21 protein-coding genes, 7 tRNA genes, 1 rRNA gene and 1 riboswitch are annotated in these 21,939 nt (G+C 49.6%); of the genes, 20 read left to right on the top strand and 9 right to left on the bottom strand.

What is annotated here, in order from left to right:
• The first annotated feature begins 101 nt into the window (after window positions 1–101).
• The 3 genes from NSQ22_RS09435 (at window position 102) to NSQ22_RS09425 (ending at window position 2,131) form a co-directional block, all read left to right on the top strand.
• The gene (locus tag NSQ22_RS09435; RefSeq protein ID WP_029761293.1) at window positions 102–674 is read left to right on the top strand and encodes an SCO family protein; all 573 of its coding nucleotides are present in this window, start codon (window positions 102–104) and stop codon (window positions 672–674) included.
• 73 nt (window positions 675–747) lie between these two features.
• A complete protein-coding gene (locus NSQ22_RS09430; RefSeq protein ID WP_008880185.1) occupies window positions 748–1,521 on the top strand; it encodes an SGNH/GDSL hydrolase family protein in 774 nt (257 codons plus the stop codon).
• Between the two features lie 37 nt (window positions 1,522–1,558).
• Window positions 1,559–2,131, top strand: coding sequence for a YpmS family protein (locus NSQ22_RS09425; protein WP_008880186.1), 573 nt, complete (start codon window positions 1,559–1,561; stop codon window positions 2,129–2,131).
• Between the two features lie 143 nt (window positions 2,132–2,274).
• On the opposite strand, the gene NSQ22_RS09420 is transcribed toward NSQ22_RS09425, so the two are convergent.
• Both NSQ22_RS09420 and plsY read right to left on the bottom strand, forming a co-directional pair.
• On the bottom strand, window positions 2,275–3,639 hold the full coding sequence (locus NSQ22_RS09420; RefSeq protein ID WP_041264442.1) for an RsmF rRNA methyltransferase first C-terminal domain-containing protein: 1,365 nt from the start codon (window positions 3,637–3,639) through the stop codon (window positions 2,275–2,277).
• 29 nt (window positions 3,640–3,668) lie between these two features.
• Window positions 3,669–4,262, bottom strand: coding sequence for a glycerol-3-phosphate 1-O-acyltransferase PlsY (plsY, locus tag NSQ22_RS09415; protein WP_008880188.1), 594 nt, complete (start codon window positions 4,260–4,262; stop codon window positions 3,669–3,671).
• Between the two features lie 189 nt (window positions 4,263–4,451).
• On the opposite strand from plsY, the gene NSQ22_RS09410 reads away from it, so the two are divergent.
• On the top strand, window positions 4,452–4,877 hold the full coding sequence (locus NSQ22_RS09410) for an OsmC family protein (RefSeq protein ID WP_029761295.1): 426 nt from the start codon (window positions 4,452–4,454) through the stop codon (window positions 4,875–4,877).
• Window positions 4,878–4,965: 88 nt separating this feature from the next.
• Here the strand turns inward: NSQ22_RS09410 and NSQ22_RS09405 are convergent, their stop codons facing one another.
• From NSQ22_RS09405 to pepT, 3 genes are all read right to left on the bottom strand, one after another.
• The gene (locus NSQ22_RS09405; RefSeq protein ID WP_311088100.1) at window positions 4,966–5,163 is read right to left on the bottom strand and encodes a hypothetical protein; all 198 of its coding nucleotides are present in this window, start codon (window positions 5,161–5,163) and stop codon (window positions 4,966–4,968) included.
• Window positions 5,164–5,575: 412 nt separating this feature from the next.
• The gene (locus NSQ22_RS09400; RefSeq protein ID WP_339263347.1) at window positions 5,576–5,761 is read right to left on the bottom strand and encodes a hypothetical protein; all 186 of its coding nucleotides are present in this window, start codon (window positions 5,759–5,761) and stop codon (window positions 5,576–5,578) included.
• Window positions 5,762–5,803: 42 nt separating this feature from the next.
• Window positions 5,804–7,039 (bottom strand): peptidase T, encoded by a 1,236-nt coding sequence (gene pepT / locus NSQ22_RS09395; protein ID WP_008880190.1) that lies wholly within the window; start codon window positions 7,037–7,039, stop codon window positions 5,804–5,806.
• 405 nt (window positions 7,040–7,444) lie between these two features.
• Here pepT and NSQ22_RS09390 point away from each other — a divergent pair, with 405 nt between their 5' ends.
• Both NSQ22_RS09390 and NSQ22_RS09385 read left to right on the top strand, forming a co-directional pair.
• Window positions 7,445–8,656: a threonine synthase gene (locus NSQ22_RS09390; protein ID WP_060475866.1), complete on the top strand. Its 1,212-nt coding sequence runs from the start codon at window positions 7,445–7,447 to the stop codon at window positions 8,654–8,656.
• Between the two features lie 146 nt (window positions 8,657–8,802).
• A riboswitch (FMN riboswitch) is annotated at window positions 8,803–8,934 on the top strand.
• A 152-nt stretch (window positions 8,935–9,086) separates the two neighbouring features.
• Window positions 9,087–9,671: an ECF transporter S component gene (locus tag NSQ22_RS09385; RefSeq protein WP_008880192.1), complete on the top strand. Its 585-nt coding sequence runs from the start codon at window positions 9,087–9,089 to the stop codon at window positions 9,669–9,671.
• A 74-nt stretch (window positions 9,672–9,745) separates the two neighbouring features.
• Here the strand turns inward: NSQ22_RS09385 and NSQ22_RS09380 are convergent, their stop codons facing one another.
• Window positions 9,746–10,363: a sulfite oxidase-like oxidoreductase gene (locus tag NSQ22_RS09380; RefSeq protein WP_029761299.1), complete on the bottom strand. Its 618-nt coding sequence runs from the start codon at window positions 10,361–10,363 to the stop codon at window positions 9,746–9,748.
• 223 nt (window positions 10,364–10,586) lie between these two features.
• Here NSQ22_RS09380 and NSQ22_RS09375 point away from each other — a divergent pair, with 223 nt between their 5' ends.
• On the top strand, window positions 10,587–12,257 hold the full coding sequence (locus tag NSQ22_RS09375; RefSeq protein WP_339263345.1) for a DUF6044 family protein: 1,671 nt from the start codon (window positions 10,587–10,589) through the stop codon (window positions 12,255–12,257).
• Between the two features lie 44 nt (window positions 12,258–12,301).
• On the opposite strand, the gene NSQ22_RS09370 is transcribed toward NSQ22_RS09375, so the two are convergent.
• Entirely contained in the window at window positions 12,302–12,934 is a 633-nt protein-coding gene (locus NSQ22_RS09370) for a DUF2238 domain-containing protein (protein WP_008880195.1), read from the bottom strand.
• A 496-nt stretch (window positions 12,935–13,430) separates the two neighbouring features.
• Between NSQ22_RS09370 and NSQ22_RS09365 the strand changes: the two genes are divergently transcribed.
• From NSQ22_RS09365 to NSQ22_RS09325, 9 genes are all read left to right on the top strand, one after another.
• Window positions 13,431–13,517 (top strand): putative holin-like toxin, encoded by an 87-nt coding sequence (locus tag NSQ22_RS09365; RefSeq protein ID WP_223812931.1) that lies wholly within the window; start codon window positions 13,431–13,433, stop codon window positions 13,515–13,517.
• Window positions 13,518–14,263: 746 nt separating this feature from the next.
• Window positions 14,264–14,380: ribosomal RNA gene (gene rrf, locus NSQ22_RS09360) — 5S ribosomal RNA — on the top strand.
• Between the two features lie 9 nt (window positions 14,381–14,389).
• A tRNA-Val gene (locus NSQ22_RS09355) sits at window positions 14,390–14,464 on the top strand.
• Between the two features lie 4 nt (window positions 14,465–14,468).
• Window positions 14,469–14,540: transfer RNA gene (locus NSQ22_RS09350), tRNA-Ala, on the top strand.
• An 8-nt stretch (window positions 14,541–14,548) separates the two neighbouring features.
• Window positions 14,549–14,631: transfer RNA gene (locus tag NSQ22_RS09345), tRNA-Leu, on the top strand.
• A 17-nt stretch (window positions 14,632–14,648) separates the two neighbouring features.
• Window positions 14,649–14,741: transfer RNA gene (locus tag NSQ22_RS09340), tRNA-Ser, on the top strand.
• Between the two features lie 37 nt (window positions 14,742–14,778).
• Window positions 14,779–14,851, top strand: a tRNA-Thr gene (locus tag NSQ22_RS09335).
• Between the two features lie 11 nt (window positions 14,852–14,862).
• Window positions 14,863–14,944: transfer RNA gene (locus NSQ22_RS09330), tRNA-Tyr, on the top strand.
• Window positions 14,945–14,962: 18 nt separating this feature from the next.
• Window positions 14,963–15,036, top strand: a tRNA-Ile gene (locus NSQ22_RS09325).
• Between the two features lie 286 nt (window positions 15,037–15,322).
• On the opposite strand, the gene NSQ22_RS09320 is transcribed toward NSQ22_RS09325, so the two are convergent.
• On the bottom strand, window positions 15,323–16,171 hold the full coding sequence (locus tag NSQ22_RS09320) for an MBL fold metallo-hydrolase (protein ID WP_339263343.1): 849 nt from the start codon (window positions 16,169–16,171) through the stop codon (window positions 15,323–15,325).
• Window positions 16,172–16,337: 166 nt separating this feature from the next.
• Between NSQ22_RS09320 and NSQ22_RS09315 the strand changes: the two genes are divergently transcribed.
• Window positions 16,338–16,637 (top strand): ATP synthase subunit B, encoded by a 300-nt coding sequence (locus NSQ22_RS09315; protein ID WP_008881832.1) that lies wholly within the window; start codon window positions 16,338–16,340, stop codon window positions 16,635–16,637.
• Between the two features lie 51 nt (window positions 16,638–16,688).
• Window positions 16,689–18,365 (top strand): AarF/ABC1/UbiB kinase family protein, encoded by a 1,677-nt coding sequence (locus NSQ22_RS09310; protein ID WP_011887446.1) that lies wholly within the window; start codon window positions 16,689–16,691, stop codon window positions 18,363–18,365.
• A 147-nt stretch (window positions 18,366–18,512) separates the two neighbouring features.
• Here the strand turns inward: NSQ22_RS09310 and NSQ22_RS09305 are convergent, their stop codons facing one another.
• Window positions 18,513–19,082 (bottom strand): hypothetical protein, encoded by a 570-nt coding sequence (locus tag NSQ22_RS09305; protein ID WP_060475864.1) that lies wholly within the window; start codon window positions 19,080–19,082, stop codon window positions 18,513–18,515.
• A gap of 294 nt (window positions 19,083–19,376) precedes the next feature.
• Here NSQ22_RS09305 and NSQ22_RS09300 point away from each other — a divergent pair, with 294 nt between their 5' ends.
• Both NSQ22_RS09300 and parE read left to right on the top strand, forming a co-directional pair.
• Window positions 19,377–19,796 carry a CoA-binding protein gene (locus NSQ22_RS09300; RefSeq protein WP_008881835.1) on the top strand — a complete coding sequence of 140 codons (420 nt, stop codon included), beginning with the start codon at window positions 19,377–19,379 and terminating at the stop codon, window positions 19,794–19,796.
• A gap of 159 nt (window positions 19,797–19,955) precedes the next feature.
• Window positions 19,956–21,893 carry a DNA topoisomerase IV subunit B gene (gene parE, locus NSQ22_RS09295; RefSeq protein ID WP_327054380.1) on the top strand — a complete coding sequence of 646 codons (1,938 nt, stop codon included), beginning with the start codon at window positions 19,956–19,958 and terminating at the stop codon, window positions 21,891–21,893.
• Window positions 21,894–21,939 lie beyond the last annotated feature (46 nt).

The raw sequence follows: 21,939 nt of genomic DNA, 5'->3' as shown, positions 1-21,939 counted from the left end.
CACCTCTGGGGTGTTGGCGTTCATGTACGATATGGAAAAAGAGCCAACGGGGAGTAAAGCGAGTTTGAATGCAAAACGATGAAGAAAAGGATGAGCCATCGATGTGGAAACGGATCATGATGATCGCAGCAGTTTGTTTGCTTGCTGCATGCGGAAAAACAATTCCAGATGCAAAAAACTGGCCGGTCGCTGATTTTACGTTCGTTGATCAGTCGGGTGAGCCGTTTGGACTTCGCGATCTAAAAGGGAAGATATGGGTTGCTGACTTTGTTTTTACGAATTGTGAAACGGTTTGTCCACCAATGACCGCCAATATGGCTAAGCTGAAGAAGAAGGCGGAAGAAAAGGGACTGGATGTCGAATTTGTTTCGTTCAGTGTCGACCCGGAAGTAGACACGCCAGAAAAACTGACCGCCTATGCGAAACAGTTTACGGACGACCTAGCAAACTGGCATTTTTTGACCGGGTACAGTCAAACCGAAATTAATGAGCTGGCGCAAAAAAGCTTTAAAACGATCGTGCAAAAGCCGGCCAATGACGATCAAGTCATTCATGGCACGAACTTTTATCTAGTTGGCCCGGATGGAAATATTGTCCAAACATACAACGGTGTGCAGGACGTGCCGTACGACACGATTTTAGAGCATATCGAGATTTTGCAATCGTCGCGATAAGGCAAAAACGGCTACAACCGTTTTGCCTTCTTTTCGTCTTTTCCCCTGTTGCGTGAGAAGGCAGGTGTCAAACATGAAACGATGGGGATTAATGATAATAGTGAGTTTGTTTCTCGCCGGCTGCACCGCCTTTTCAGCCGTTGGACAGCCGGAGCAACCACAGGAAGCTGTCGTCAAACAGACAGAGGCAAAGCCGCTGCCAAAAGACATCCATCTCGTCGCCTTAGGCGACTCGTTGACCGAAGGGGTTGGGGACGGCGAAGGGAAAGGAGGGTATGTCGGCCGTCTTGTTCCGCTTCTTGCAGCAGAGGACCGAGTGCGGACCGTAACGGTGACAAATTTGGGCAAGCGCGGCCGGCGCAGTGGGGAACTCGAGCCAGTTGTTGACGCCCACCAAGGAGAGCTTAAGCGGGCGGATTTGATTTTGTTGACGATTGGCGGTAACGATGTGATGAATGTAGTCCGCTCGCATTTTTTTGATTTGTCGTACGAGCGGTTTGCGAAAGAAAGCAAGTTGTTTGCTGACCGGCTCGACCATTTGTTGATTTCACTGCGCATCGCCAATCCGGATGCGGTCATCGTGCTTGTCGGTTTATACAACCCGTTTTCAACGACGCTACCGAACATCCCGGAAATCGATGACGTCATCGCCGAATGGAACAAGGCAAGTCAGGTGGTGCTTTCCCGTTATGACCGGACGATCTTCGTTGATATTCAAGACATCTTTACTGATCGCGATGAGCTTCTTCACCGTGATGAATTTCATCCGAACGCCGCGGGGTATGAACAAATCGCCACACGCGTATATCATGCGTTAAACGAGCAAAAAGAGTGGTGGGTGAACTGATTGAAGAAAAACGGGTGAGAATAAGGAGTATGTCGTGATGAATTGGAAACGAGCGTTTTGGATATTGGCGGCCGTCAACGCCGCTATCCTCATCTTTGTGGCTGTTTGGTTGTTTCAGCCGTCTCCACAGGTTAAACGTCCGATGCGCCCACACGTGGAAGGGGCCTCGTTTACCGTGTACTCAAAAAAGGCACATTTGAACGCTGTCATTAACGATTATTTGGCGGAAAAAATGAAAGACCATCCGCTACAATACGATGTTTGGCTTGCCGATCGCGTCTATGTCTCGAGCGAAATCCCCATTTTCGGTCGCGATGTGGAGTTGGTCGTCTCGTTTATGCCGAAGGTCGTCAAGGGGGGGAATGTTGAGCTTGCGGAACCAACGATTTCGCTTGACGATTGGAAGCTGCCGGTGACGTACGTGCTTCGCTATTTGCAAAAGCACGCTCCGTTGCCGGATGAAGTGGTCGTTGATCCGGATCGAGCCCGCGTCTATGTGGCGCTCGATGATATTCGATTTGGCAACGGTTATCAAGTGGCAGCGAAAAAAATCGACCTAGCTGCTGATGAAATTGTGTTTACGTTAACGATCCCAACTCGGCATCGATGACAGAAATGAGAGGCTGTTTCAAAAGGTTGCAGTCCCCTTTTGAGACAGCCTCTGTTTTCTTCCAAGACGGTCTAGTCTTTGCCGTTCGTTGTAACATCGTTTCGAAAGAATCCTCTTACTTCAGGAAAAGAAAGGGGAGTCGCTCACACAAGACGCAGCCCTTTCGGGTAAAAGTTTTTTACCGTTCCTTTCACTTCTTTCCCCCAAGCGAATGGATAACCGTCGACGGTAACAAGCAACCAGCCACGGTCGCCGCCAGTCGGAAGCGTCTCTCCATGCCAATATCGGATGATCTCATGGCCTGTGCTTGGGAGATCAAGCACATGGTTCACTTCATCCGTCCGCAGCGCCAAAGCGAGGGCGTGGTTTGGCTCAAACCGCTCTTTTTTCACCTCGCCAAGATGAAGTCCGGCGCGAACCACTTTCAAACCTGACCAATCGGGGCATTGCTCCGGCAGCATGACCAACTGGGAGCCAAAAGATACGACCGTTCCGTGCCGTTCTGTCCGCAGTGTCGCTTGTTCGAATTGACGGTACAACCGAATCGCGGCTTTCGGTGCGTTCGCCTTTGCCCGCCGCCCGTTCCAAGGTGCAGTCGGTCGCTGTTTTTGCAGTTTGGCGATAAAATGGCCTTCGCCTTTGACACGGTGCGGCCAAAGACGTGCGGCATGTTCAAGTTCAGCCCGGTTCGTTTTCGTCCACTCAGGCCGCCCGGGCTCTATGCCGCCGGTTTTTTCAATCGGCACCATCCGCAAGTCGTCATACGTCTGAAGCAGCCATTCGATCGTCTGCTCGTTTTCTTCTGGAGAGAACGTGCACGTCGAGTAGACGAGAATACCCCCTTCCTTCAGCATCGCATAGGCGCTTTGCAAAATGCGCCGCTGACGGGCCGCGCACTCTTCTACGTACGCCTGACTCCAAAATGAAGCCGCCTCTTCCTCTTTGCGAAACATCCCTTCACCCGAGCACGGGGCATCGACTAAAATTTTGTCAAAAAAGCCAGGGAACCGCTCCGCGAGCGCTTCCGGCGTTTCGTTGACGACCACGGTGTTGGTCAAGCCGAGCCGTTCGACGTTTTCCGCGAGCGCTTTAACTCGTTTCGGGTGAATTTCGTTAGCGACAAGCAGTCCTTTGTTTTCCATCATGGCACCAAGCTGGGTCGTTTTCCCGCCCGGAGCGGCGCACAAATCAAGCACCGTCTCCCCGGGTGCGGGACGGAGCGCTTCGGCGACTGCCATTGCGCTCGGTTCTTGAATGTAGTACAGCCCGGCTGCATGGTATGGATGTTTTCCTGGCTGTTCGCTTCGGTCGTAATAAAACCCGGTTGGGCAAAACGGCACCGGGGTGAGGGAAAATGGCGCCATTTTTGCCCATGAATCCGGGCTAGTTTTCAACGGATTGACGCGCAAACCGTTCGTTTTTTCATTTTCGTAGACGGCGAAAAATTCGTCTGCTTCTTCATGAAGCAGCTTTTTCATTTTCGCGACAAATGCTTCCGGCAATCTCAAGGACAGCAAACTCCTTTCTCCATCTGTCGTTATTTCCGCTTTCTTGGCCATTTCACTTTTGGCTCCGTTTTATTCAAGATGCGTCGAATATTGGCGTGGTGACGATAAAAAATAAACGAAGCCAACAATACTACCGCTACCGTCAATGGAATGTCATCCGTGAAGAAGACAGTGTACACGACCGCATACAGTGCTGCGGCCATTGATGACAGGGAGACGTAGCGCGAAACGGCCAACACGACAAGAAATACGGCGATCAGTGACAAAAAGAACAGCGGAGAATAAAACAGCATCACTCCGCCTGATGTCGCCACTGCCTTGCCGCCGCGAAATTTAGCAAATATCGGGTACATATGGCCGACAACAGCGACCGCTCCAGCCAAGAGCGGGTGAACGGGAACAGAAAAAAGCATTGGCAAGCTCGCTGCCAACGTCCCTTTCAACATATCGCCCAAAATGACGATCGTTCCCGCTTTCGCTCCGAGCACGCGGAACGTGTTCGTTCCTCCGAGATTGCCACTCCCGTGCTCGCGAATGTCGATTCCGTAACCAATTTTCCCGACAAGAAGGCCAAACGGAATCGAACCGAGAAGATAAGCGATAAGTAAAATTAGTGCAGTCATCTCGTTAAACACCCTTTACTGAACAAGTTTGTACATGTTTCTATTTTATCATGCACGTGCAAAAACGCTAGACAGGAATTTTGCATTTCAAACCGGCAACCGGTAAACTGAAAAGCAGATGGAAACGAACGGCCAGGCGGCGGTTGTTCGTTCCGTAGCCAAAGCAAATAGAGAGGGGCGACGATGATGATGAAAACGACCGTTACGTGGAATGGAAACATGTCGTTCAGCGGCCAAAGCGCTTCCGGTGTGACGATCCCGATGGATGCCGCGAAGGATGTCGGCGGCAACGATTCGGGTGCCCGTCCGATGGAGCTATTGCTTCATGCGTTGGCAGGTTGCACCGGCATTGATATCATTTTGATCTTGCAGAAAATGCGGCTTGATGTCCGCTCGTTTTCAATGGAGGTGGAAGGAACGCGCGCCGATGACCACCCAAAACGATTTACCGACATACATATTCATTACGCGCTCGAAGGCGATTTGCCGGAAGAAAAAGTCATCCGCGCCATTCGGCTGTCAAAAGAAAAGTATTGTTCCGTCTCCCATTCGTTAAACGCCGCTGTTACGGCGAGCTATTCCATTAACGGTATTCGCGGGAAGGAGACCATCTAACGAAGCGCGGCTTTGCGATGTTGCTGTTTGGGCCGCTAGTGTGAACATGTCCTTGCTTATCGCACCGGCCCTTACAGTGGGGGATGAGCTACTCATTCCTGTGAGCGAGGAAAAGGTGTTTCGTCGACACGAGCGAAGCACCTTTTCTTATTCGAACGCATAGTGACGATGGATCGTTTGGATGGACATTCATTTCTTCAACGAGCCGGATCGGCAAGACGAGCTCCTCATGCGATTTACTGATGCTTCCGCCCGTTTCGTGGGCAATGAGGTCGACGGCTTTCATCGCGGTGGGTGCGCAAGTCGTCTGTCGCTTTGTGCGGGCACTTCTTTTTTTCATTTCCACCGATGTCTTTATCCATTCCTTTTGCGCTTGTTTAGTTGTCAAAACGTCACCAGCTGCTCTTTTGGCGCCAGGCGAATAGAGGCGATAAGCGTTTTCCCTTCTGCCCATTCTTTGTTTATCAAACGTCGGTTCCATTGTTCAAACGATGCGCTGCCTTCATCTTCGTCGTAAGTGCGATACTTGATCAGCGAATGGTCAGCTAAACAGGCGATAACACAAGCTTGGTTTTGATGCCGATACTTTTTGCTGACATCCAGCTGCCAAGACGGTATACCGCTTCATCTAGACGACGAATACACAGTGACAGTCAACAGCTTCCTTGCTAATGGCTTCGCTATGTTGACCGAAAGGATCACACGCCAAGTAGGTTAATTTGATTATTCTTGTCGTGTGTATTCGGAGGAGGAGTCTTTTTCGGTGCGGATTGAGGAGCAAACCACCCTGCTTTCATAACAGAACGAAATGGGGAGGACAGATTGCTTGTAATAATGAAGAAAACGGTATCCCCAATGAGCGGGGACACCGTTTCTTTCATCATGGCGTAAAACGGCTTTTGGACGATAGGCAAACGAACCATAGATTAGGATGTTTTTTGTTCGAACAGCTTGATGATCTCCACGATCACTTCGGCGGCTTTCACCATCGTATCGACGGAAATGTATTCATAACGGCCATGGAAATTTTCACCGCCGGCAAAAATGTTCGGTGTTGGCAGCCCCATATATGACAATTGGGACCCGTCTGTGCCACCGCGGATCGGTTTCACTTTCGGTTCGATGCCCAAGTTTGTCATGGCCTCATGGGCGATGTCGACGATATGGTGCACCGGTTCAATTTTTTCGCGCATGTTGTAATATTGGTCATTGATTTCAATAGAAATCCGGTCATTGCCGTATTTTTGCGCGAGCGCGGCGGCGATGTCTTTCATTTTTGCCTTGCGTGCCTCAAATTGCTCGCGGTCAAAATCGCGGATAATGTAATACAGCTTTGTTTCCTCCACATTGCCTTGGAACGAAAGCAAATGGTAAAACCCTTCATATCCGTCCGTATGTTCAGGCGCTTCGTTTGCTGGCAGCTGTTGCTGGAACTCCAAGGCGATTTTGATCGAGTTGATCATTTTTCCTTTTGCCGTGCCCGGATGGACGTTTTTTCCTTTAATGGTGATTTTGGCTTCCGCTGCGTTAAAGCTTTCGTACTCCAATTCGCCGAGCGGTCCCCCGTCGACCGTATATGCAAATTGGGCGCCAAATTGAGCGACATCAAATTTGTGCGGCCCGCGGCCGATTTCTTCATCTGGTGTAAAGGCGACGCGCACTTTGCCGTGCTTAATTTCCGGGTGTTGAATGAGATAGTTCATCGCCGTCATAATTTCGGCGATTCCCGCTTTGTCGTCGGCGCCTAGCAGCGTCGTCCCATCCGTCGTAATGAGCGTATGTCCTTTGTAGTTGGCAAGCTCCGGGAAGTCTTTCGGCGATAGGATGATGTGCTGCTGTTCGTTTAACACGATGTCGCCACCGTCATATTGTTCAATGATCTGCGGGTTGACGTTTGTTCCGGTAAATTCCGGTGCCGTGTCGAGATGAGCCAAAAAGCCAATCGTTGGCACGTTTTTGTCCGTATTGGCCGGCAAGGTTGCCATCACATAGCCGTTTTCATCGACGGTCACTTCTTCCATGCCGATTGCTTTTAGCTCCTCGACTAACATTCTCGCTAGATCCCATTGCCCTTGGGTCGAAGGGCACGTGTTGCTTTCCGGATCGGATTGGGTGTCGACTTTGACGTATCGGGTGAAGCGTTCAATGAGTTCTTGTTTCATGAAGAGTCCCCCCTTGGTTATACACGAATTTGACAACGGATCAACCGCTCTGCCACCCATGAGGAAACGAAGGCGGTGTTTTCCATTCTATTCTATCACACGCAGTGTAAACGGTAAAAAAGAAGGAGCAGTTGTTTGCAAGAAAACTGGGAGCACGGGGAGAGGACATTCCTCGCCCATTGACGCATTTGACATAAAAAGCGGTTCGTGATCGGCACAGAATCATTTCTATCATTTTTGTAGTATTTGCGCATTTCCTACTATTATGCACAAAAGCAATGGGCTGCATACGCAAATGTGCAGTATAATGAAAAGGACGGGTGTGTCGTCAAGCCTCTACATAATAAGCTCACACCTGCTTAGCCGTCCAGTACAGACAAAGTAGACGGAAGGAGAGGACAACCGATGTCATTTAGTTACGCATCCCATCTCTACTGCTCGAAATGCGAACGTACATATGATGTCGATCACGTGCACCAGCTTTGCGAATGCGGTTCTCCACTTCTAGTCGCCTATGATTTGGAAGCGATGCGCCAAGAAGTGGCACGGGAAGCGCTCAAGGAACGTGAACCGAGCTTATGGCGGTATCATGAGCTATTGCCGGTGAAACATCCCAAACATATCGTCTCTTTAGGTGAAGGGATGACCCCGCTTGTACGAATGGCGCGCCTTGGCCGGAACATCGGGATTGATTCACTTTATATGAAAGACGAAGGGGTCATTCCAACGGGGACGTTTAAAGCTCGCGGGGCGGCGGTCGGCGTTTCCAAAGCGAAAGAATTGGGGGTCGAACAGCTTGCTATGCCGACAAACGGCAACGCAGGGGCGGCGTGGTCGCTTTATGCTTCTCGAGCCGGCATTCGTGCGACGGTGGTTATGCCGGTGGATGCACCGGAGTTGACGCGCAAGGAATGTGCCATCGCAGGGGCGGAATTGTATTTAGTCAACGGCTTGATCAGCGATGCTGGACAAATCGTGGCGAAAGCGATCCGTGAATACGGTTGGTACGATGCTTCTACATTGAAAGAACCGTATCGGATTGAAGGAAAGAAAACGATGGGACTTGAGATTGCCGAGCAGCTCTCTTGGCAGCTTCCGGATGTCATCTTGTATCCGACCGGGGGCGGCGTTGGGCTCATCGGCATTTACAAGGCAATCAAAGAACTGCAGGCGCTTGGTTGGGTAAGCGGCAAGATGCCGCGGCTTGTCGCTGTGCAAGCCGAGCATTGCGCACCGATTGTGAAGGCATGGAACGAGAAAAAGCATGAGTCGGAATTTTGGCCGAACTCTCATACGGTGGCGTTTGGCATTAACGTGCCAAAAGCGCTTGGCGACTTTCTTGTGCTTGAGGCGGTGTATGAGACGGATGGCTGTGCGATTGCTATCGACGATGAGGCGATTTTGGCACAACAGCAGATGGTGGCAAAAGCGGAAGGGGCGTTCATTTGCCCGGAAGGAGCGGCGGCGTTTGCGGCGGCTCGCCAGCTGCGCGAAAGCGGTTGGATTCGTGACGGGGAGACCGTCGTTGTGCTAAATACTGGAACCGGATTGAAATACGCTGATATGGTCAATGTCAATCCGCCGGTACTCGAGCTGGGGGAGGAGCTGATTAGATAAAGTTGACAACTAGTCGCGGCAAGTCGACTGTGCGGGAAACGAAAGCACAGCATGTTCGGTCAACTTGTCATCAAGCTGTTAATCGTAGACAAAATGATATGAAAATTGTATACTAAATTTATCATTATCAATAATAAAAGAATATGATTCATCTTCGGGGCAGGGTGAAATTCCCGACCGGCGGTGATGGGGTGGATGCCCCTCAGCCCGCGAGCCGCAAGGCAGGATCCGGTGCGAGTCCGGAGCCGACAGTATAGTCTGGATGGGAGAAGATGAAGGTTTGCCGGCGTTTGGCGCCATGCGCCTGACGCTTAGTTGAGTTCGCCCTTTTTCTCCCTTAAGCCCTTGGGTTTAAGGGGTTTTTTATTGGCGTTCGCTCGGCAGCCTTCTTCTTGTGAGGATGGATCACGAGAAGGAGAGGAGAACAAGCATGAAATCATTCAACATCCGCACCTTTGTGGCTGTCAGTGTCTTTAGTGCTGGTGCGTACTTGCTCATGATGCTCAACTTTCCGCTTCCGCCATTTCCTAACTTTTTGCTTGTAGATTTTAGCGACATCCCGGCGCTTGTCGCCGCGCTTTTGTACGGCCCGCTTGCCGGCGTGTTTGTTGAGCTGTTGAAAAACGTGCTGAACTATTTTCTTGTCGGCAGCGCCACTGGCGTTCCAATCGGACAGATCGCCAACTTCACTGCCGGGGTGGCGTTTATTTTGCCAGTTTCCTATATTTATCGCAGAGCTGCATCAAAAAAAGGCATGCTACTTGGACTGGCGGCGGGAACAGCGACAATGGCTCTCGTCATGAGCGTGCTCAACTACTATGTCTTTTTGCCGGCATATACGCTCTTCCTTGGCGCTCCGGCGATGAGTGCGCCGGAAACAAAAGCGTTGGTCATTTCCGCTATTTTGCCGTTTAACGCGGCAAAAGGGGTGCTCATGGCTGTTGTGTTTATGCTTCTCTTTTTGCGCCTTCGCCCATGGCTGCAAAAACAAGCTGTCGCTCGCCGAGCGGCATAGCCAAACAAAAAAACGAGGGTTTCTGCTTCAAACCCTCGTTTTTTTGTTTCTACTGCTGGTTTCATCAGATTTCCTCACCAAAATCGAAACCTTGATATCGATTCGGCGAATCGCTCTTCTTTAAATGGATTTGCGGTCATTGAATAGCCGCGCTCTTCCCAATAGCCTGGCTCGTCCTCTTTCATAAAGCGGATGCCGGACGCCCATTTTGCGCCTTTCCATAAGTAAAACGTGGCTGGTGGAATGAAACGGAGCGGGTAGCCGTGCTTCGGCGAAATGTCTTGCCAATCGTGGTGTTTGTCTTTCCACCGATAGACAAACAGCGCATCGTCACCCATCAACGCTTCAAGTGGCAAGTTCGCGGAATAGCCGAACCGGTCGCCGTTTAAGTAGCCGTAAATTTTTACGTACTTCACACCCGGTTCTAGTTCAACGAAGCGCAAAAACTCGCGAAAGGCGATGCCTTCAAACGTCGTATCAAATTTCGACCATGTCGTGACACAATGCATGTCGACGGTGGAAATTGTTTTCGGCAGCGCCATCACTTCTTGATAGGAGAAGGACACCTCCTTTTTGACCTCGCCGAACAGTCGAAAATTCCATGTCGTCTCATCAAATTCGTACACGTCCCCTTCATGTAAAATCGGCCATTTTTCCGTCTCGAACTGGCCGGGAGGGAGTTGTTTTGCCATCATACGCACTCCTTTGGAAATAGAATGTTTTCTTGCATTTAATGATACGAAAGGAAAGGGAGAGGATGCAACGAGAGAAGGGAAAAAACGAAACGCGAAACAACATCGTCATCTTATCGCACGCTCTTTCATTCGCCCGCAAGAATAATTTTTTCCTTTCATGCACATCGTATCCAATAGGGCTTTTATGACCAAACCCAGAGGAGTCAGGAGCGTGATGCCGATGGATGAACAAAGAGAACGACGGTTTTTGCTTTTAGCGCTTGGCGTCATCGCCCTTTATGTGTCCCCGCTGTTTATCCTTGGTGAGAATGCGCATATTCGTGTCCACGATAATTTGGATTCCAACATCGCCTGGTATAAAGTGCTTGCTGAAAGCGGGCAAATCACCGGACCGCTTGATGCGAAAATTCCGCAAATCGCTAATGGTGAATTATCGAGAAACGCGCTCGGATCCGAGTTGACCGGCATCGTCTGGCTGCATGCCTTTTTTCCGACGATGATCGCTTATGCACTTAGCCAAACGATCACAAGAGTTGTGGCGTTTGTCGGCATGTATTTGCTTTTGAAAACCCATATTTTGCCCGAGCGGCGCTGGATGGCTGTCCGCATTGGGGTGGCGCTGGCGTTTTCCCTCACGCTTTTTTGGCCGTCAGGGATGTTAAGCACGCTAGGCATGCCGCTTGCGCTCTGGGCGTTTTTGAACATTCGAAAGGGGGAGCGGTCTTGGAAAAATTACGCGGTGTTGACGCTTCTCCCGCTTTATTCAAGTTTTGTACTTGGTTTCTTTTTCTTTCTTGCCGCCATGGGCGCTCTTTGGCTTTTGGATGTACTGCGCGGAAAGGGATGGAACATCCGCTTTTTCGCTTCAATTGCCTATATGACGCTGCTTTATTTGCTTGTCGAGTACCGGCTTGTTTATTCGTTTTTATGGGAAGATGAACCGACGAGCCGGGATGAGTATTTCCATGCACGCTTGACGTTTTGGAATTGTGTCCGTTTAACATGGAAAAACTTTATTCTCGGCCATCACCACGTCATGACTGAGCATACGTTTTTCATTTTGCCGGTCTGGTTCATCGCTTTGTTCATTGTTTTCGCCAAAAAACGATGGAAAGAGGAACAGCTGTTTCTTTTCTTGTTCGGTCTTAACTTTGCGCTGTCGGCATGGTACGCCTTTTGGTTTTATAAAGGGTGGCTGCCGCTGACCGAGCGGTTTCATTTTTTGGATACGTTTAATTTCGCCCGTTTTCATTTTTTGCGTCCGCTCATCATCTATGTGCAATTTGCGCTGGCGTTGAAAATCGTGTGGCAATACAGCGGAAAGGGGAAAACGTGGGCGAAACGGTTGTTAGCGGCGCAAATGATTCTCGTGTTTTTCATTAACGAGGAAATCGTCTTCCGTTATGAACCGACGGTGAAACAATTTTATGCGGAAGAACAGTTTCAACAAATCAAACAATACATCGGGCTTCCTGTGTCCGATTACCGCGTCGTAAGCATCGGCATTCATCCGGCTATTGCTCAATACAACGGGTTTTACACGCTCGATACGTACAACAACTTTTACCCGTTGTCATACAAATACGAGTTCCGTAAAATCATTGAACGTGAACTGGCCAAAAGCAAGACGATCCGTACGTATTTTGACGAATGGGGCGGGCGTTGCTACATCTTTACGGCGGAGCTTGGCAAACGGTATATGTTTACGAAACAGTCGAAAAAGCGGCTGAAGAATTTGCAGCTGAATACAGAACAGTTGAAAAAAATGGGCGGCCGCTATATTTTCTCGGCCGTTCCGATCGATAATGCAGCTGAGAACAGGCTGACGCTTGAGCGTGTGTTTACTTCCGACGAATCAGCATGGACGATTTACTTGTATAAGGTGAATTGAAAACAGCGGCTTTTCCTGAAGGCAAAAGCCGCTGTTTTATGAGCTTAGCTGCGGTGATGATCCAATCGCGCAAGCTGCCTGTCATGCCACTTTGAGAGCAGCCATAGGGCAATCATTGTCCCGATGAGTGTACATAACATATCCCATTGTGTATCCCAAATATTTCCTTGCATCCCCAAAAAGTCCTTTGATGCCTTTCCACCTTTAAAGATGATCGAGACGAGCCATTCGATGATCTCATACAGGGCAGCGATAGCGAGCGACATGCCCGTGACGATGATGAAAAGCCACGCGCCGCGCGGCAACGGCGTTTTCCGCAGGAGGAGCTCTCTGAGAACGATAGCGAACATCCCTTTGAGGAAATGGCCAAATCGGTCGTAATGGTTGCGTTCCAAATGAAATACATCTTTGATCCAGTTAAAAAAGGGAACTTTGGAATAAATATAATGACCGCCAATAAACATGATGATCACCAATATAGCAATGATGACATATGACATCGTGGTCAACCGAAAGCGTCGGTATAGGGCGATTACAATCACAAGCCCAATCAGCGCCGGGGTGACCTCGAGCGCCCACACTGCATAGCTAGTCGGACGAATGGCCGACCAAACGAACACAGCGGCAACGACCAGCAACAACAGCCCATGAACGCGGGGTTGTTTTGCCTGTTCCACTTGTTTTCCTCCTTGGCAGAGCAAGATGAGTCTACTGTCATTATTCGGAAAATCGCCGATTTTATACGAAGCATTTTCACACGAAGAAGAACTACACCAATTTTGTACTGAAAAAATGAAAGAAAGAAGGGAGAAACCATTCACATCCACCGGTTTCGCGAGATATGGTTAGCTGACGATGAATACAGAGTCAACGATGATGAGCTCAGAAAAAATATGGAAGAATATAGGCGGGCGAAACAACGTTTTTTCGAGCTCCCGGCGAAAATAGACAAAGTTTAGTGGCTATCAAAATAGAGATGGATGTCATGATGCGCTGTTGTCAAACGGGTTGAGGATGCCACAATGCCTACAGATAGGGAAACGTTCCTAATTTTTCAACAAGCATACGAATGTATATTCGCATTTGATTGATTCGATGGTATAATGAAACATGCACAGCCATATGCAGGGTGGGCAGTGGCCACTCCCTAAACGAAAGGGGGTGGTGTTGGTGATGACGATTGCCGATGCGCTGACGCTCATGATTGCGTTTGCGTCACTCATCGTCGCGGTGATCGCCGTAGCAAAAGACAAAAAATAACCCACCCTGCTAGGCCGAGGCGAGGGTAGGTTATCATGCCCAAAGCTTGAGCCACTGCACTTCTTGCAGGGCTGTGCATGGACAGGGCATTGGTGGCCGCCAATGTCCCTGTTTTCATTTTACGCTATCTACCTTTTATTATACGCAGGTGGCCATGGCCATGGCAAGAAATGATTTGTGCATGAAAAGGGGAGAATGTACATCTATCGGCTGGATCATTTGAGTAAATAGATGTAAAAGGGGGGGAAGCTACTTTGAAAAAAGCTTCTCTACTCAGGCTAATATAGCGAAATATTTTGGATAAAATTAACTGGATTATAAATATTGACTTAGAATCAGTTCATAAGTATAATAAAAATTGTCGCTTCGTTAGATGAGGGTGAAGCAAAAGAAAACAACGAAACATGGTCTTTAATAAAAAATAAACCTTGACAAAATAAATATTTTATCTATATAATAAAAACTGTCCGATTTTGAAGTTTTGGTTTTATGCGAAGATTGATTTTAAGAAAAAACGCTTGACATCTGTTGGAAAAATGATATATTAGTAAACTGCTTGAGGTTTTGCTTGTGTCTACGCCTACAAGCAGGAACAGGAAAGGTCAGTTTCTCGACAAAAGGTTGCGAAAATGAAAGTTCAAGAGATAGTTTTGTTTCTTGAAAGTTGAACGGAACAAAACAAAAAAAGAATAAAAAAACTATTGACAATAAATCAAAATCATTTATAATAAATAATGTCGCCATTGCCTAGTGGTGATAGCGGAGAGGAAACACCCGTTCCCATCCCGAACACGGAAGTTAAGCTCTCCAGCGCCGATGGTAGTTGGGGCCAGCGCCCCTGCAAGAGTAGGTCGCTGCTAGGCATAGAATACGGAGTATTAGCTCAGCGGGAGAGCACCACGTTGACAGCGTGGGGGTCACTGGTTCGATCCCAGTATACTCCACCATCATGGGGCGTTAGTTCAGGGGGAGAACGCTTCGCTGGCAGCGAAGAGGTCAGGGGTTCAAATCCCCTACGCTCCATTGATTATGCGGTCGTGGCGGAATGGCAGACGCGCTAGGTTGAGGGCCTAGTGGGGGCGACCCCGTGGAGGTTCAAGTCCTCTCGACCGCATCGCTCCAAATAGTTACGGAGGAGTACCCAAGTCTGGCTGAAGGGGTCGGTTTCGAAAACCGATAGGGGTGTCACAGCCCGCGGGGGTTCGAATCCCTCCTCCTCCGCCATAAATTCATCAACAATGAGTCGCCTTCTTAATATTATGCCGACTTAGCTCAATTGGTAGAGCAACTGAATCGTAATCAGTAGGTTGCGGGTTCAAGTCCTGCAGTCGGCATTGTTAATCATGGAGGGGTAGCGAAGTGGCTAAACGCGGCGGACTGTAAATCCGCTCCCTTTGGGTTCGGCGGTTCGAATCCGTCCCCCTCCATTTTTATTTCTTATAAACGGGCCTATAGCTCAGCTGGTTAGAGCGCACGCCTGATAAGCGTGAGGTCGGTGGTTCAAGTCCACTTAGGCCCATCTATTATGATGGACGACAAGAGTGATTCTTGTCGTCCTTTTTGCGTTGTCGAGGCATAATGTGCTCTACCATCTCCATGGAGAATCCTCTGACTTTCACATGTGAGTGCATGGTCTTCATTTTCAGCAGCAAAACGTCCCTTTAGTGTCTGCCATTTAACAACGAAAGGGTGCCCTGTTCAGACACCCTCCCCTGTTTTTTACATCATTCTGAAAGTGGTTTCAGCAGAGAAACTTCCGCTTCAAACAAAACTAGAAGCCGTTCACGGAACGATGGTCCGTTTGCCTAATGGACGTACTTTCCATAATCAGGGGTAGCGATACGGTCAAAATCACGGGCGAGTTTTGTCAACCCTTCGCGCAGCTCTTTGCCGGCGACAGGAGCACCGTGCCCGGTGATGGCGACTGACGGAAAGAGTGCGGCTAACTTGCGCACGGATTCGCGGGCGGCGGGCCAGTCGATTGTATAATAGCGTGGCGGGCCGTTAATTTCTGTTTGTTGGGTCAATACTTTATATAACGAGTCTTGACGGACGGTGACGAACGCATCGCCCGCGATTAAGGCAGCGTCGCGTGAACGGAATAAGGAAATGTGTCCCGGAGTGTGCCCCGGTGTGTGTATCCAACGGAACTCTGGCAAGTGCGGGACGGTGCCGTCCTCAGGAAGCGGTTGAACGCGGTTGCCTAACTGAATCGGTTCGTTTGGGAAAAACGGTGATATTTTGGCGATGAAGCCGCCTTCGACAGCAGCGTCAGGTTCAGGATAGCGAGCTTTTCCGGTCAAATAAGGAAGTTCGGCTGGGTGGGCATAGACCGTGACATTCCAATGCTTCACAAGCTCAACAATCGCCCCCACGTGGTCAAAATGGCCGTGAGTTAAAATAATCGCTTGCGGGCGGCTGTTCTCTCCAAAACGTTGTTCCACAACGGAAATAATGTCATCAGCCGACCCCGGCATGCCAGCATCGACCAATACAAACGTGCGGTCGTCCGGCCGGCCGACAAGACAAATGTTCACGATTTGGATCGTGTGACAGTACAAATCGGGCAGCACGCTAATGCCGACACCGCTTGCTGCCGATGTCACGGGAATGAAATGGTAGTCTTCTCCATAATGCAGCTGTTCATCAGTCATTGGGACCCCTCCTATGAATGATCGTCCAACGATAGCATGCCGCCCGATCACATGAGGTATACAAAACAGCATTCGATCCGTACGGGAAATCCGCGACCTAGCTCGACAAGGATCATCGAAAAATGGTACGATAAGGAAAAAGGATGGATAAAGGAGGATAAAACGGATGAGCATTTTGAAAAAAGGGTTGGCATTTGGACTTGGATTAGCCATTGCTAGCAAAGAACAAGTGGAAAAATTGATCGATGAGTTGGTCAAAAAAGGGGAGTTGTCGCTTGATGAATCGAAAGAAGTAATCGACCAATGGAAGCAGCAAACCGAAGAGCGGAAAGCGGAAGTGCAACGACTTGTGCGCGAGCAAATCAAACAAATGATTGACAAGCTTGATTTAGCGACGAAGGAAGACGTTCGACAGCTCGAGGAGCGAATCCGCCGCCTTGAAGAAAAGGAACAAAGCGGGCAGTAAACGAATACGGCCTGTCCGCTCGCTTTTTGCCGTTGTAAGGGAGATGGTCGGATGATCGGAAAGCGGATGCGCCATATTGGTCGATATCATGAAATTGCCGTCGCCTTGCTTCGGCACGGATTCGGGATGATCGTCGATGAACTCGGTTTTTCGTCCTTTCTTTCCTTGCCGCCGCGCGGGCGAACCGAACAAGGGAAACGGGAAGGAAAAACGGTCGGAGAACGTCTGCGCCTTGTGCTCGAGGAACTCGGTCCGACATTTATTAAGCTTGGGCAAATCGCCAGCACGCGACCGGATTTGATCCCTCGATATATCATTTGCGAATTGGAAAAGTTGCAAGATCAAGTTCCACCGTTTCCATTTCCTGAGGTCCGCCGGATTGTGGAAACAGAATTGGGAGGGCCGCTCGAGGAGCTTTTTCGATCATTTGACGAAATCCCACTAGCAGCCGCTTCGCTCGGGCAAGTACATCGGGCCGTTCTTCCTTCCGGACAAGCTGTCGTGGTGAAAATACAGCGCCCGCATATTGCAGCGCGGATTGAGACGGATTTGGATATTTTACAAGACTTAGCAGTGCTCGCGGAACGGCGCTTAGATTGGGCGGCGTCTTATCGGCTCACTGAAATCGTTGACGAATTGGCAAAGTCGCTGCGGCAGGAGCTCGATTACACCATCGAGGCGCGCCATGCGGAAACGTTTGCTAATCAATTTGCCGATGACCCGTCTGTATACGTGCCCGGCGTTTTTTGGGAGTATACGACGAAACTAGTGCTGACGATGGAATATGTGGAGGGGGTTAAGCTCGGGGAAATCGAGCGCCTGAAAGAGAGCGGTCATTCGTTAAAGACACTGGCTGAGCGCTTGACTGTCTCGATGTTAAAGCAAATGTTCGAACATGGATTCTTCCATGGCGATCCTCATCCGGGCAATGTATTCGTTCTCCCCGATGGGATGCTTGCCTTTATTGATTTCGGCTTAATGGGACGCCTCCGTCCGAATGTCAAGCATCACCTTTCCTCACTTATCATCGCTTTGATGCGGCAAAACACCGACGGGGTGTTGAACGCCATTTATGGCCTCGGGCTTGTTCCGGCTGAGGTCGATGAGGGGAAGCTGCGCGACGATATTGACGAGTTGCGCGAGAAGTATTATCGTGTTCCGCTCAGCGAGGTGAGCCTTGGCGAAGCGATCGGGGATCTTTTAACGGTGGCGTTTCGGCATGGCATTCGCATTCCGAGCGACTTGACGCTGTTAGGGAAAGCGCTGTTGACGGTTGAAGGAGTGGTGGCGACGCTTGACCCTCAATTTCGCGTAATGGACGTTGCCGAACCGTTCGGAAGAAAATTGCTGAAAGAGCGGCTTCGACTCGATCGCGTGGCAGAAACGGCGTGGAAGCGTGTGGCGGGTTATGGCGAAATGCTGCTTCGGCTGCCGGACAGTATCAAAGAACTGACGAAGGTCATGCGGCGCGGCAAACTTCAGCTTGAGATGACAGCCTCAGACCTTGAGGCGCTTTTGCGCAAACTCGATCAAATTGGCAATCGATTGTCCATCAGCCTCATCCTTCTTTCCTTGAGCATCGTCATGGCCGGCATGTTAATCGCTTCATCGCTAGGACGGCAGTCGATGCTCCTATGGAAAATTCCGATTATTGAAATTGGATTTGGTGTGGTCGCGCTCATGTTCGGGTGGTTGCTTTATTCGATCTTTCGATCAGGGAAGCTTTAGTGCAAAAAAAGGGGGGTGTCCCCTTTTTCTTGTTGTGATTGAACGGTATTTGTGGTGTCTTAGGCTTGTTGCGGCCATTTACGCATCGACTGTTGAATACGGTTCACATTGCGTCAAAAAGTGAACGGCTCTTTTGTCATCAGGAGTTCAGGTAGCGTGATGGTTGGCCTGGATGCGAACGAGAAGGCGTGTCGCCCCATAGGTAATGAACACGATTATTAAGTCGATAAGGAAAAGATGGAACTTGCGCAACCCTCCGTGCAATTCAAGCAAACCAAGCCACTGCTCAAGCGAAGCGAGTCCGAAAGCAAATATTGCGCTTAACAATATCGTATATAAATAAAAATTTTTGTTGTGGTTCGTACAATATTGATAAAGCAACAAAAAACCGACGGGCAACACCGAGGCGGTAATGTTTAAGGCAAACGGCAAAAACGGCGTTAAAAAATAACGTGGTGACAAATACATGGCGTTTTCTAAAGCGATGTAAGTATAGGTCCATAATATGTGAATAGTGTAGCCAAAGAAAAAGATTTCGAAGATCCGTTTCCGGTCGACGGTGAAAAAAAGCAACACTAAAGGAACGATGAGAAAAGTGAAGATCAGCCAAAACGGCCACGTTCCAACGCCGGAGTAGTCGCTCCAATACGATTGGAGTAGCCTGTGCAGCTGTTCGCGTGTTTGGTCGATTTCTTTCCAATATGCTTGATAATTCACGAACAACCCTCCCTTGTCTTTGCTTAGCATCTCACATAGTTGATCGAGATATGCGGAAAACGTCTACCTTCGGCGGCGGAAACCATGGAAAAGAGGAGGGAGCTGTTTTAGACGCCGTTATTTCGGGGAAGATAAAGGACAACTGTGTGTTGCCGGTTCGTTGGGACTACGCCTATCGTCGCGTAGGAAAGACCGATGATTTTTTCTTATTTCCCATGAGCACGGCAGGATTTTCATTTCTAGACGGCGAAACTAGTACGACGAGTAAAGGGAATGAAGGAAGGAGAGAACCCGATGTCCATTGTAAACCCAAGCCGGGACGAGATCGGCGATATTTTGCGGAAGGCGAAGCGAATTGCGGTAGTCGGTTTGTCCAACAACCCGGAGCGCGAATCATACATGGTGACGAAAGCGATGAAAGATGCCGGATACGAAATTATTCCTGTCAATCCGATGATTGATGAATGGGAAGGCATTCCGGCGGTGGACAAACTGACAGATATTCAAGGGCATGTTGATATTGTTAATGTGTTCCGCCGCTCTGAACATCTGCCGGAACTCGCCCGCGAGTTTGTGCAAATCGACGCTGACGTGTTTTGGGCTCAACTTGGCGTCGTCAACGAAGAAGCGTACCGCTTTTTAAAAGAAAAAGGCTATACGGTCATTATGGACCGCTGCATTAAAGTGGAACATGCGCTCACGAAGCGCGCGTAACGAACGAAACGACCATCTTCTCCGAGATGGTCCTTTCGTTTTTTCGGCGCATTTGTCCGATTTTGTCAGGCGTTGTCAAAAGACAATGGACAGCCGGGTATTTTATGGTACAATAAAACAGAAACAGATGTTCTTGTTTTGGCAGGAAGGGGTGGCCTTGTGGCAAAACGAACGGTATACGAATATAACGAAGATGCGATTCAAGTATTAGAAGGGCTTGAGGCGGTGAGAAAGCGGCCGGGCATGTACATCGGCAGCACTGACAGCCGCGGCCTGCATCATCTTGTCTATGAAATTGTCGACAACTCCGTTGACGAGGCATTGGCTGGATACGGAAATTACATTCTTGTTCAAATACATAAAGATAACAGTGTCACCGTTTTGGACGAAGGGCGCGGCATGCCGGTCGGAATGCATAAGCTCGGCAAACCGACGCCGGAAGTGATTTTGACTGTGCTGCATGCCGGCGGTAAGTTCGGTCAAGGCGGGTATAAAACGAGCGGTGGTTTGCACGGGGTCGGGGCATCAGTCGTCAACGCCCTATCCGAATGGCTTGTTGTCACGATTCATCGCGACGGCTTTATCTATCGGCAACGGTTTGAGAACGGCGGCAAGCCGGTGACGACGCTTGAAAACATCGGAACGACAAACAAAACGGGGACAATCATTCAATTTAAGCCTGACCCGACGATTTTCAGCACAACGGTGTTCGATTATGAAACGTTAAGCGAACGGCTGCGCGAATCGGCGTTTTTATTAAAAGGGCTGAAAATCGAACTTGTCGATGAACGGACCGGCATGCGCGAGGTGTTTCATTACGAAAACGGGATTGAAGCGTTTGTTGCCTATTTGAATGAAGAAAAAGACGTGCTCCATCCGGTCGCCTATTTTGCCGGCGAGCAAAACGGCATTGAAGTCGAGTTTGCGTTTCAATTTCATGACGGCTACTCGGAAAACGTCTTGTCGTTTGTCAACAATGTGCGCACAAAAGACGGAGGCACGCACGAAGCCGGGGCGAAAACGGCGATGACACGCGTCTTTAACGAATATGCGCGCCGTGTCGGCTTATTAAAAGAAAAGGATAAAAACCTTGAAGGAACTGATATTCGTGAAGGGATGTCAGCGATTGTCTCGGTGCGCATTCCGGAGCATTTGTTGCAGTTTGAAGGACAGACAAAAGGCAAACTTGGGACGAGCGAGGCGCGTTCGGCTGTTGATGCGGTCGTGTCTGAACAGTTGACCTACTTTTTGCAAGAAAACCCAGATGTGAGTGCGATGCTCATTAAAAAGGCGATCCGGGCGTATCAAGCGCGTGAAGCGGCCCGCAAAGCGCGCGAGGAAGCGCGAAGCGGCAAAAAGCGGAAAGGAAAAGAGGCACTTTTAAGCGGCAAGTTGACGCCGGCACAAGGGCGCAATCCGCAAAAAAACGAGCTGTATTTGGTCGAAGGCGACTCAGCGGGCGGCTCGGCGAAGCAAGGGCGTGACCGCCGTTTTCAGGCGGTGCTGCCGCTGCGCGGGAAAGTCATTAACACTGAAAAAGCGAAGCTTGGCGATATTTTAAAAAATGAGGAAATCAATACGATCATTCATGCCATTGGCGGCGGTGTCGGCGCTGATTTTTCGCTTGAGGACATTAACTACGACAAAGTGATCATCATGACAGACGCCGACACGGACGGCGCCCATATTCAAGTGCTCCTGCTCACGTTTTTTTATCGCTATATGCGTCCGCTTATTGAAGCAGGGAAAGTATACATTGCCTTGCCACCGCTTTACAAAATCAGTAAAGGAAGCGGCAAAAAGGAAACAGTGGAGTATGCGTGGACGGATGAGCAGCTTAGGGAGATCACGAAAAAAATGGGGCGCGGCTATACGATTCAGCGCTACAAAGGGCTTGGTGAAATGAACGCCGATCAGCTGTGGGAAACGACGATGAACCCAGAGACGCGCACGTTAATTCGCGTACGCATCGAAGACGCCGCCCGCGCCGAGCGTCGGGTGACGACGCTCATGGGTGACAAAGTCGAGCCGCGCCGCAAATGGATCGAAACGCACGTCGCCTTTGGACTCGAAGAAGAGCCAGGTTGGATCGGCTGATGGCGGCTTGAGGCAAGCCGCCTTTTTGCCGCTGAAGTTCGTTGTG

Origin of the sequence: Geobacillus sp. FSL K6-3411 (genome assembly GCF_037965715.1) — a bacterium.
In the GTDB taxonomy this organism is placed as follows: domain Bacteria; phylum Bacillota; class Bacilli; order Bacillales; family Anoxybacillaceae; genus Geobacillus; species Geobacillus thermodenitrificans.
The sequence above is the reverse complement of the archived record's forward strand: the minus strand, read 5'-3'. Positions and strand labels throughout refer to the sequence as shown.

What these genes read in the sequence shown, in the direction of transcription:
- NSQ22_RS09435 (WP_029761293.1), top strand. Translation starts at nt 102, where the DNA reads ATGTGGAAACGGATCATGATGATCGCAGCAGTTTGTTTGCTTGCTGCA.
- NSQ22_RS09430 (WP_008880185.1), top strand. Translation starts at nt 748, where the DNA reads ATGAAACGATGGGGATTAATGATAATAGTGAGTTTGTTTCTCGCCGGC.
- NSQ22_RS09425 (WP_008880186.1), top strand. Translation starts at nt 1,559, where the DNA reads ATGAATTGGAAACGAGCGTTTTGGATATTGGCGGCCGTCAACGCCGCT.
- plsY (WP_008880188.1), bottom strand. Translation starts at nt 4,262, where the DNA reads ATGACTGCACTAATTTTACTTATCGCTTATCTTCTCGGTTCGATTCCG.
- NSQ22_RS09410 (WP_029761295.1), top strand. Translation starts at nt 4,452, where the DNA reads ATGAAAACGACCGTTACGTGGAATGGAAACATGTCGTTCAGCGGCCAA.
- NSQ22_RS09405 (WP_311088100.1), bottom strand. Translation starts at nt 5,163, where the DNA reads ATGAAAGCCGTCGACCTCATTGCCCACGAAACGGGCGGAAGCATCAGT.
- NSQ22_RS09400 (WP_339263347.1), bottom strand. Translation starts at nt 5,761, where the DNA reads ATGATGAAAGAAACGGTGTCCCCGCTCATTGGGGATACCGTTTTCTTC.
- pepT (WP_008880190.1), bottom strand. Translation starts at nt 7,039, where the DNA reads ATGAAACAAGAACTCATTGAACGCTTCACCCGATACGTCAAAGTCGAC.
- NSQ22_RS09390 (WP_060475866.1), top strand. Translation starts at nt 7,445, where the DNA reads ATGTCATTTAGTTACGCATCCCATCTCTACTGCTCGAAATGCGAACGT.
- NSQ22_RS09385 (WP_008880192.1), top strand. Translation starts at nt 9,087, where the DNA reads ATGAAATCATTCAACATCCGCACCTTTGTGGCTGTCAGTGTCTTTAGT.
- NSQ22_RS09380 (WP_029761299.1), bottom strand. Translation starts at nt 10,363, where the DNA reads ATGGCAAAACAACTCCCTCCCGGCCAGTTCGAGACGGAAAAATGGCCG.
- NSQ22_RS09375 (WP_339263345.1), top strand. Translation starts at nt 10,587, where the DNA reads ATGGATGAACAAAGAGAACGACGGTTTTTGCTTTTAGCGCTTGGCGTC.
- NSQ22_RS09365 (WP_223812931.1), top strand. Translation starts at nt 13,431, where the DNA reads ATGACGATTGCCGATGCGCTGACGCTCATGATTGCGTTTGCGTCACTC.
- NSQ22_RS09320 (WP_339263343.1), bottom strand. Translation starts at nt 16,171, where the DNA reads ATGACTGATGAACAGCTGCATTATGGAGAAGACTACCATTTCATTCCC.
- NSQ22_RS09315 (WP_008881832.1), top strand. Translation starts at nt 16,338, where the DNA reads ATGAGCATTTTGAAAAAAGGGTTGGCATTTGGACTTGGATTAGCCATT.
- NSQ22_RS09310 (WP_011887446.1), top strand. Translation starts at nt 16,689, where the DNA reads ATGATCGGAAAGCGGATGCGCCATATTGGTCGATATCATGAAATTGCC.
- NSQ22_RS09300 (WP_008881835.1), top strand. Translation starts at nt 19,377, where the DNA reads ATGTCCATTGTAAACCCAAGCCGGGACGAGATCGGCGATATTTTGCGG.